The sequence below is a fragment of the Crenobacter sp. CS_VA4 genome (assembly GCF_055597485.1).
In genome coordinates, this window is sequence record NZ_JBVMAE010000021.1 from 46,868 (window position 1) to 56,345 (window position 9,478).

Annotated in this window: 6 protein-coding genes; 1 reads left to right on the forward strand and 5 read right to left on the reverse strand. The window is 62.5% G+C overall.

Translation table 11 applies throughout. The annotated features are described in order from the left end of the window. Positions 1 to 277: 277 nt before the first annotated feature. The 5 genes from ACZ2IA_RS17360 to gntR form a co-directional block, all read right to left on the reverse strand. Positions 278 to 3,700, reverse strand: a complete 3,423-nt coding sequence (locus ACZ2IA_RS17360) for an AAA family ATPase (protein WP_470293849.1) — start codon at positions 3,698 to 3,700, stop codon at positions 278 to 280. Continuing rightward, complete coding sequence (sbcD, locus tag ACZ2IA_RS17365) at positions 3,697 to 4,917, reverse strand: exonuclease subunit SbcD (RefSeq protein ID WP_470293850.1); 1,221 nt, start codon at positions 4,915 to 4,917, stop codon at positions 3,697 to 3,699. The genes ACZ2IA_RS17360 and sbcD overlap by 4 nt, the downstream gene beginning before the upstream one ends. A 288-nt stretch (positions 4,918 to 5,205) precedes the next feature. Further along, a complete protein-coding gene (locus tag ACZ2IA_RS17370) occupies positions 5,206 to 6,552 on the reverse strand; it encodes an MFS transporter (protein WP_470293851.1) in 1,347 nt (448 codons plus the stop codon). 25 nt (positions 6,553 to 6,577) lie between these two features. Beyond that, positions 6,578 to 7,102: a gluconokinase gene (locus ACZ2IA_RS17375; RefSeq protein ID WP_470293852.1), complete on the reverse strand. Its 525-nt coding sequence runs from the start codon at positions 7,100 to 7,102 to the stop codon at positions 6,578 to 6,580. A 223-nt stretch (positions 7,103 to 7,325) separates the two neighbouring features. Continuing rightward, positions 7,326 to 8,345, reverse strand: coding sequence for an HTH-type transcriptional regulator GntR (gene gntR, locus ACZ2IA_RS17380; protein ID WP_470293853.1), 1,020 nt, complete (start codon positions 8,343 to 8,345; stop codon positions 7,326 to 7,328). Positions 8,346 to 8,787: 442 nt separating this feature from the next. On the opposite strand from gntR, the gene ACZ2IA_RS17385 reads away from it, so the two are divergent. Beyond that, on the forward strand, positions 8,788 to 9,285 hold the full coding sequence (locus ACZ2IA_RS17385) for a VOC family protein (RefSeq protein ID WP_470293854.1): 498 nt from the start codon (positions 8,788 to 8,790) through the stop codon (positions 9,283 to 9,285). Positions 9,286 to 9,478: the final 193 nt, after the last annotated feature.

The window sequence follows — 9,478 nt, forward strand, 5'->3', positions numbered from 1 at the left end:
CTCGTTTGCACCTCGGCGATACGCGGATCGGGCTGATCGAGCATGCGATCACACTCTCGACCTCGCCTGGACGACGGGTTGCTGCAAGATGCTGCTGCCTGGGGTGCAGCAAGTAGGATGGGGGAAACCTATCATCAACCAGAGCGATGGGTTTCACCCATCCTACCCGCTGCGCGGGGTTTTGTTAGCGCTCACCTCTATTCGAGCTTAATCAAACGTGACCGTTGCCGCTGCCGCGCGGGGACTCGGACAACGTTGGCCGAAAAGCGAGCGCCGGCTAACCGTGAATGCTGAGCGTCGACACCCCCGCCCCATTGCCCTTGCCAACTCGCAACTGCACGGCGATGCGCTCCTTCAGCCCTTCCACATGGCTGATCACGCCGATGGTCTTGCCGCTGGCGTTGAGGCTATCGAGTGCGTCCAGCGCGATCTCCAGCGTTTCCCCGTCCAGCGTGCCGAAGCCTTCGTCGAGGAACAGCGAGTCGATCGAGGTCTTGTGGCTGACCAGGTCCGACAGGGCCAGCGCCAGCGCGAGGCTGACCAGGAAGCTCTCGCCGCCGGACAGGGTTCGAGTGTCGCGGCTGACGTCCGCCTGCCAGGTGTCGACGATTTCGAGTTCCAGCTCGCCCGTTGACTTGCGCTGCAGCAGATAGCGGCCGTGCAGGCGGTCGAGGTGTCGGTTGGCGAGATGCACTAGGTGGTCGAGCGTTAGCCCCTGGGCGAACTTGCGGTACTTGTCGCCCTTGGCCGAACCGATCAGCCCGTCGAGGTGCAGCCAGATGTCGACCTCCGCTGACTGCTGCTCGATCTGCTGGAACAAGGCCTGCTGGTTGCGGCGGCGGCCGTCATCACTGCTCAGCAGTGCACGCAGCGCGCCCAGCTGGCGGGTGATGTCCTGGCGCCGGGTATCCAGCTCGGCCACCTGCTGCTCCAACTCGGTTAGCGCCAGCTCGGTCATGGCCTGCTGCTGCAGGTCGGCGAGTTTCATGGTTGCCGCGAGCAACAGGGCCTGGGCTTGCTGTAGCGCTTGCTGCAGCTGGTCTTTCTGGAGCATCAGGCGCTGGCGCTCTTCCGTGCCCAGCAGCGCCTCAATGAAAGCGGCCTGATCGGCGAACGGGCTGGTCGTGAGGGATGCGTTCCAGCTCTGGCCTGCGTCGTTCACCGTTTGCTGCTGCTGGGTCAGGTCCGATTCCAGGTGGCTTTGCTGGCCTTGCAGTTGGGCGAGTAGCTGCGTGATGTGGTCCACCTGTTCGAGGCAGTGGGCTAGCGCCGCCTTGGCGTTATCGGCGGCCGGCAGTGGCGCCAGCTCGCTTTCGGCCAACCTTTGCCAGCGTGCCAGCCAGTCTGCCGCTTGTGCGCTGGCGCTGTCGTTCACCGCCTGCTGGCGGGTGATGGCCTCGGCGAGCTGGTGCAGGCGGGTCTGGGTTTCCTGCCGGCGCTGCCACTCAGCTTTTCGCTCACGGAGCCAGGGTGTGGGTTCGGTTGGCATCGCAAAGCCGGCCTGTGCAATGTCGTCCGTAATCGTGCTGGTCAACTCGGCTAACTCCTGTTGCTGCTTCTGCAGGTGCTGCTGCAGTTCATCCAAGCGGTTGCGAGTGTCCTGCTGGGCCTGTTCTAACAGCGCCAGCTGGCTTTGCGCGCTTTGCAGAGTTTGCGTTTGCTGGTGGCTGACTTGCTGGGCGCGAGCCAGGGCTTGCTCGCCCTGCTCCACTGCCTGCAAGGTCTGGTTCAGTTGTGCGAGTACCTGTTCCGCTTGCTGGCGTTTGGCCTGGAGGATGTCCGGCGTTTGCCAGGCTAGGCTGTCCAGCTGGAAGTGGGCGGCCTGCTCCTGCCAGGCCTGCTGGGCGCGGTCGGTATCGGCGAGGGTCTGCTGGTGCTGCTCGATGGTCTGATTCAGCCGGGTCTTGAATTCGGCCAACTGCGTGGCCGCTTGCTGCCCCTGCTCCCGCAGGCTTTCCAGTGTCGCCAGCTTTTCTTCTAACGTCCTACGAGTGGCCGAGACATCCAGCGCCTGATAGGCAGCAATGGCGGGATGGTCGTGCGAGCCGCACAGCGGGCAGGCTTCGCCCGGCTGCAATTGGGCACGATGTTGTTCCAGGCCCTGGATGCGCTGTTCTTGCTCAAGCAGCCTCTGCTTGTCAGCCACCTGTTCCTGCAGCTGTTTGTAGCTGACGCGCAACTGGGTTAGCCGTGCTTCCTGTTCGCCGACCTGGGCTTGCCCTTGCTCCCTATCCGACTGCTGCCGGCCTTGTCGCTCGGTCAGCTCGCGCAGTTGGATGGCCAGCGCGTCCAGTTGCTGCAACTGGTGCACGTCTTGCTGGCGCATCTGCCATTGGCCGCGCAGCTCCGTCAGGCTCTGCCCAGCCAGCAGAGTGTGCAGCGCGGCCTGGGCGTCTTGCTCTGCCCACTGCGCTTCGACCAACCTTTGCTGTGCCGTGGCGACTTCGGCCTGTTGCCGGGCAATCTTCCCTTCTCGCTCGACCACGTTTTGGCCCAACTCCGATGCCGCGTCCTGACGCTGGGCATGGTCTCGCCCCAAGCGTTCCCGCTGCTCGAACTGGCCACGCCAGACTCCCAGCAGCTCGCCCAGTTTGGCGTGGTGTGGCGCTTTGGCGCATTCCTCGTCCAACAGCTGCCGCTCGTTGGCCAACCGCTGCAGCTGCTGTTGTTCGCTGTCGGCAATCTGCCCGGTCAGAGCTCGGGCTTGCCAGTAGCTGGCGACCCATTGCTGACGGGTAGCGGCTAGGATCCCACACAGGGATTGCAGGCTGGCGTCGGTTTGCTCGCGTCTTGTTTCGGCCTGCTGCCATGCTTGGTACAACGGCTTGATGGCTTCGGCCGGCTCGCTCTTGGCCAGACGCTGCAGATCGGGTTCGGCCAAGCTTATCGCCTGCTCGGCCTGCAGCACGCGTTGCGCGCCTTTGGCTTCGTCCTGCTCGACACGGCTCAGGTCCAGGCGCCATTGGCGCTGTTGCTGGGCGGCATTCAAGCGGGTTTGGACCTCGACCGCTTGGTCTTCCAGCCCTCCCGTCTCTGCATGCATTTGTAGGCGCTGTGCCTCGCTCAACAGCTCGACACCCTCGGCGCGGGCCTTGAGCTGATCCAGCGTCTGCCGGGCATCGCGGGCCTGCTCGAACACGCGCTGCGAGATCTGACCGTAGATGTCGGTGCCGGTCAGTTCCTCCAGCAGCTCCGCCCGCTCGTTGGCGCTGGCGTTGAGGAAGGCGGCGAAACCGCCCTGCGCCAGCATCATGGACTTGGTGAAACGGGCGAAATCGAGGCCGGTGATCGCCTCGACGCGTTTGAGCTTGTCGTTGATCTGGCTGGTGAGGATGGTGCCGTCGCCTTCGGCCAACTCCACCTTGGGCGCCTGCAACGCGCCATCTGCCTTGTCGCGGGCGCGGCGCTGGCTCCAGAACGCGCGGTACACCTGGCCCTTCACCTCGAATTCCACCTCGGCCAGGCAGTCGGCGGTGTGGCGGGTCATGATCTCGTTGGTCGCGGCCGAGATGGTCTTAAGCCGCGGCGTTTCGTGGTAGAGCGCGAGGCAAATGGCGTCGAGCAGCGTGGACTTGCCCGCGCCGGTGGGGCCGGTGATGGCGAACAGGCCGTTGTCCTTGAACGGCGGCTGGGTGAAGTCGACCTTCCACTCGCCCTTGAGCGAATTGAGGTTCTTCAGTCGCAGGGTCAGGATCTTCATGCCGCGCCCTCCGCAAGGCTTGCGACGATGTCGCGGTAACGCGCCTGAAGCTGCTGCTTCAGCTCGTCGTCCAGCTCTTCCTGCTCCAGCCGCTTGGCGAACACGTCGAAGGGGCTCAGTTCGTCCAGCGTTTCGCGGGCAGCACCTTGAAGGTTGGCCGAAGCGTTGCCGCGATCGCGGCGTAGGCGCAGCAGCTCGACAGGCAAGCCTTCGGTGATGGCCTGAATGCGAGTCTGTAGATCGGTGAGGTAATCGTCGCCCTTCACCATCACCTCCAGCCACACCGGCTGTTCCGGCGTGCGCTGCTGGGCGGCAAGCGGGATGGCCTCGGCCAACTCTTGTAGATCGCCCTTCACCGACACCAACGCCTGAAAACGCGGTACGACCAGTGGGGTGACGGCCTGCAGGCCCTGCTCATTCAGGTCAACCAGCAGCACTTCTTTCTGCTGCTGCGCCTCGTCGAAGCTCAGGGGGATGGGCGAGCCGCAATAACGGATATGCTCCAGCCCGCCCACCTTCTGCGGGCGGTGGATGTGACCCAGGGCGATGTAGTCGGCCGGCGGGAAGGCGGTGGTCGGGAATGCTTCCAGCGCGCCGACATAGATCTCGCGCACCGATTCGCTGGCGCTGGCGCCGACGGTGGTGAGGTGGCCGGTGGCGATGATGGGCAGCGACAGGCCGAGTGCATCGCGTTTGGCACAGGCCAGTTGGTAAACCGCCTGGTAATGCTGGTGGATGGCTTCCTGCAGCGACTGCTGCTTTTCCTCGGCGCTCTGCCCGGCCTGGCTTTGCAGCACGTCACGTGGGCGGATGAAGGGGATGGCGCAGACGATGGCCCCAGGCTGGCCTCTGCGCGTTGGCAGCACCAGCACCTGTCGGGACAGGTCTTCTTCCACGGCGGGCACTACCGCGGTGGTGAGGTAGGACAACAAGGGGCGGCTTTCGCCCAGCGTGGCCACCGAATCATGGTTGCCTCCCAACAAGACCAGGCCGGTGCCTGCATTGTGCAACTCCATCACCAGCCGGTTGTATAGCTCGCGTGCGTAGCTGGGAGGTGCGCCGGTATCAAAGATGTCGCCCGCCATAATGACAGCGTCGACAGTGTGCTGCTGAACTTGGGCAATCAGCCAGTCGATGAAAGCTCGATGCTCTGCCTGGCGGGTCTTGCCCATGAAGTGCTGGCCCAAGTGCCAGTCGGAGGTGTGGAGGATTCGCATGAGGGCTGAGGCAAGTCAGAATGTAGCGGACATTCTACCAACCCAGATGTATCGACCGGTCATATCAGGAAATTCGCCTGGTATTTACGAGGCGGCAGGGAGGACCGGAAATTCGGACAGTCGGATGCAGGAGCCACGACGAGGCGCGGCCGGATGCATTCGATTACTTCTGCTTCTACAAGCACCAGCGCCATTCAAACTTGGGCTAACCAAGCCCGATGGAATTTGAGCAGCGCCAGGCGCTGCTCAAAACTTAACCAACTATCCAGTCGGGGACCGACTAGGCATTCAGGCCCTGCCTGAAGTACGGCTGGCGCTGAAACGCGCATCCGACAGCCGTTTGTCCTCGCCCGGCTCCGGGATCGGTTCGATGGCGCCGAGCAGGAACACGAAGGCGAACACCCCGAGCAACAGCACCGCTCCCGCAACCAGGAAAGCATTGGTGAATGAGTGCGTCGCGCCGACGATATAGCCGGTCACGATCGGAGCAACGGCCCCCATCAAGTTGTTGGCAAAATTCATGATGCCGCCGACCGTGCCGGTGCCGCCATGGGGGGCGATCAGAGACGGCAGCGACCAGCCCACCGGGGCCGCCGCGGCAAGCCCGCTCAAGGCGACGGTGATCCACAGAATCGCGATATAGGGATCGGTGGTCGTGGTGGCGCCGAACACGGCCAGACCGCAGCACATGCCGGCGAGCAATACGCCCTTGCGCACCCGCGTTTCGTTGTGCCCCTTGGCGATCAGATGATCGATTAGCCAGCCGCCGACCAAGAGATCGGACAAGGTGGCAAAGATCCATGGAATAGCCGCGAACGACGCGGATTTAAGGATGCTCATGTGCATCGTCTGCACCAGATAGCCGGGCAACCAGGTCAGAAACAGGTAGAAAACGTAACCGTAGGCAGCAAAGCCGATGGACAGCCCCCAGATCTTGCGCTGCTTGAGCAGATAGCCCAACAGATGTAGCGAGCCGCCTTGGCTGCGCCCCTCCGGAGTAGCACCACCCCGAACGATGTAGTCATGTTCGGCCGGCGAAAGCTTTTGGTCCGCGCTCGGGTCGCGATAAATGAAATAGAAGGCGACGAAGTAGGCCAGGCTCAGCAGTGCGGAGATACCGAAGCCCCAGCGCCAGCCCAGATGCACCACGGCGAGCGCCACCAGCGGCACGCCGATCACATTGGAAAACTTGGCGGCGGCGTCGAAGATCGCGGTCGCCATCGCCCGTTCACGGCGGGGGAACCAGTAGCCGGTCGCCTTGGAGCTGACCGGGAAGCCCGGCGCTTCGGCCACCCCCAGTAGCGCACGGGCCAGGAACACGCCGCCGAAACCGCCGGCACAGGCGGTCAGTGTCGCCGCGATCCCCCACAAGAAGGCTCCCCAGCGGCCAACGCGGGTGACGCCGAAACGGTCGAGCACCATGCCGGTCGGAATCTGCAGCACGGCATAGGTCCAGAAAAAGGCACTGAACAACAGGCCAAGGTCACCGGCACTCAGGTGAAATTCGTGTTGTAACTGCGGGGCCGCGACCGAAAGGCTGATGCGGTCGAAGTAATTGACCAGTACACCGATGCCGAGCAGACCGCCAATGCGCCAGCGTCGTGTCGGAATCAGGGTTGTGTGGGCTGTAGTCATTTTAGTTCTCCTCTGTATGGGTTCTCTACCAGGCGTGCACGGTAGAGGCACTGCCCAAGCGCTCGGCCACTCTGTCCCGAATGGTTTCGAGCGATTGCTGGATGTCACAAACGACAGCCAGTTCATCGGTCTGCAGGGCCTCCAGATCGCCAAACTGGCTTTCGATCAGGCTCTGCGGCATGAAGTGGGCGCTACGCGATGTCATGCGCTCGGCGATCAACTGCGGTGCGCCACTCAAGTGCACAAACAGCAGCTCCGGGTCACCCTCGCGCAGCTTGTCGCGATAGCGGCGTTTGAGTGCCGAGCAGGCCAGGACCATGCCTTCGCCGCGTGCCCGGCCGGCGGCCAAACGGTCGGCGAGCATGGCAAGCCAACCGGCCCGGTCGTCATCGGTGAGCGGTATGCCGGCCGCCATGCGGGCGACATTCTCGGGTGGGTGAAAGCTATCTCCTTCGATAAAGGTGGCTTCAAGAGCTTCAGACAGGACTTTGCCAAGGCTGCTCTTGCCACAGCCGGCAACCCCCATGACCACGATGTTCGGCTTTTTCATGTTAGCGCTAACATTTCTAGGTTGAGAAAAAACGCCGTGTGGTGCGACGGCGTTCAGCTTCGGATGTTAGCGCTAACGTCAGGGTGCAACAAGAAATTAATTGGGGATCCGCTGAGACGTTGGCTGGGTGTTGCAAAACGGGGCCAAGACAAGGATGCGCCTATGACCACTATCGCGTGGCCGGCAATTCAATACAAAGAAAAACACTAACTATTTCATGATGTTACGAGCTGCCTCGCACAACAACCTCGAAACAAAGATCCTGTCGGGGGGTCGATATGGGGTGGCCTGCGATGCGATCGAGCAGCAGCCGGGCCGCCTCTGCTCCGATGCGGTAGCGCGGTGTCGCGACCGTGGTCAGCGCAGGCGTCATCCAGGCCGCGGGCTGAAGATCGTTGAAGCCGGCTACCGCCACCCTACCCGGTACGGCAAAGCCGAGCCGATGGCACTGTGCAATCGCGCCGATCGCCAGGTCGTCGTTGCAACAAAACACCGCGTCGCAGTCCGGGTGCTCGTGCAGGATGCGCTCCAGCGTCTCCGCGCCCATCTGCATCGAAGAGGGCGAAGGGTCGAGGGACTCCAGTCCCTCATCGTAAAGCTGCGCCGCCTGCAGCGTGGTCCGGTACCCCTCGAGCCGCTTGAGAACGCGCTCGTCCAGTTGCGCCCCCATGAAGGCGATGCGCCTATAGCCGCTGGCAAGCAGGTGCGCGGTGATCGCGGCCCCGGCGTCCTCCTGGGAAAAGCCCACGCATAGGCGGCCATCGTCGGTAAGGTCCATCATGTACACGGCAGGAAGGCCAAGCCGCTCGAGGGTGCTCTCGAATTCCTGCGGCTGCGACAGGCCGGTCACGAGAATGCCGTCCGGCTGGTGCTCGAGATAGGCGCGCAGCAGTTGCAACTCCTCATCCGAGCTGTAGTGGGTGTTGCCGATCAGCATTTGGTAGCCGGCGGCGCGCAGCACGTCTTCGATCCCTGCCAGCGTGTCGATGAACACGGTATTGGTCAGGGACGGGATCAACACCAACACCGTCTGCGAACGAGCCGAGGCGAGCGATCGGGCCGAGCGGTTGGGGACATACCCCAAGCGCTCCACGGTTTCCAATATCTTGCCTCTGAGTGCTTCCGAGACGCGCTCCGGAGAGTTCAGCGCTCGCGAAACCGTGATCGCGCTGACGCCGGCGGCGAGCCCAATATCATGCATGGTGACGCCGCTTCCCGAGCGAAGGCGCGGTTTTCTTGGCATGGTTAAACCGAATCGAAAAGTGTGGATTGGATGTGATAAAGAAAAGCTGGCCACGAGAGTCTAACAAAGCATTCTGCTTTTGAATCTAAGCCATCGGCCCAGCTATCGCATCACCACCAACGTCGAGCCGACCCGACCGTTTGGATTGGCCTGTCCCGATTTTTGTGACCGTCCGGGGGAGGGTCAGTTTCAGCTGGTCACGACCGTCGCATAACGAGCCGAAGCGGTCATTCGGACCATCAGATTCGATGGCCGGATAACAGCCCTTCGCGAAATGCGGTCCACCGCTTCGAGCGGCCTGCGCCCGCCGCAAGAATGTGAGACATTGGGGGGCCGACAACAGCATCGGTCTCATCCGGCAGACAAAGGTCCCGCGATATGAACGATTGGAGTTGTTTTGACGGTAGCGGATGCCGGTGCTCAGCGCTTCTGGAGACACAAAATGAACAGCAAAAACACGATCTGTCTGTGGTACGACGGCGACGCCCTCGACGCCGCAACTTTCTATGCTGAAACATTCCCCGACAGCGCCGTCGGCGCCGTCCACCGCGCACCGGGCGACTATCCGGACGGCAAGCAGGGTGATGTCCTGACGGTCGAGTTCACCGTCGCCGGCATTCCCTGCCTCGGGCTGAACGGCGGCCCGCATTTCAAGCACAACGAGGCCTTCTCTTTTCAAATCGCGACGGACGATCAGGAAGAAACCGACCGATTGTGGAATGCGATCGTCGGCAATGGCGGCCAGGAAAGCGCATGCGGCTGGTGCAAGGACCGGTGGGGATTGTCGTGGCAGATCACCCCGCGCGCCCTTACCGCGGCAATAACCGACCCCGATCGCGCGGCGGCCAAGCGCGCATTCGACGCGATGATGACAATGAAAAAGATCAACATCGCCGAGATAGAGGCAGCACGGCTGGGCCGAAATTCATCCTCAAGTTGATGGAGCGTGTCCTGCACGTTCTGTCTTGTTCGGAGCCGACGGGATGGCTGACCGACCGAAATCTGGCCGGAAGCGGTCTCCTCGGAAACCGTCTCCCTGAATGACCGCTCCTGGCCCAGACTGTGTAAAAACGCCAGACCAGGTAGGATATCGGCATCGTCCCAGCCTGGTTGGGTGCTATGAAACGATTCAT

Excerpts from the sequence above, each read along its gene's own strand:
- ACZ2IA_RS17360 (WP_470293849.1), bottom strand. The coding sequence starts at position 3,700 with ATGAAGATCCTGACCCTGCGACTGAAGAACCTCAATTCGCTCAAGGGC.
- sbcD (WP_470293850.1), bottom strand. The coding sequence starts at position 4,917 with ATGCGAATCCTCCACACCTCCGACTGGCACTTGGGCCAGCACTTCATG.
- ACZ2IA_RS17370 (WP_470293851.1), bottom strand. The coding sequence starts at position 6,552 with ATGACTACAGCCCACACAACCCTGATTCCGACACGACGCTGGCGCATT.
- ACZ2IA_RS17375 (WP_470293852.1), bottom strand. The coding sequence starts at position 7,102 with ATGAAAAAGCCGAACATCGTGGTCATGGGGGTTGCCGGCTGTGGCAAG.
- gntR (WP_470293853.1), bottom strand. The coding sequence starts at position 8,345 with ATGCCAAGAAAACCGCGCCTTCGCTCGGGAAGCGGCGTCACCATGCAT.
- ACZ2IA_RS17385 (WP_470293854.1), top strand. The coding sequence starts at position 8,788 with ATGAACAGCAAAAACACGATCTGTCTGTGGTACGACGGCGACGCCCTC.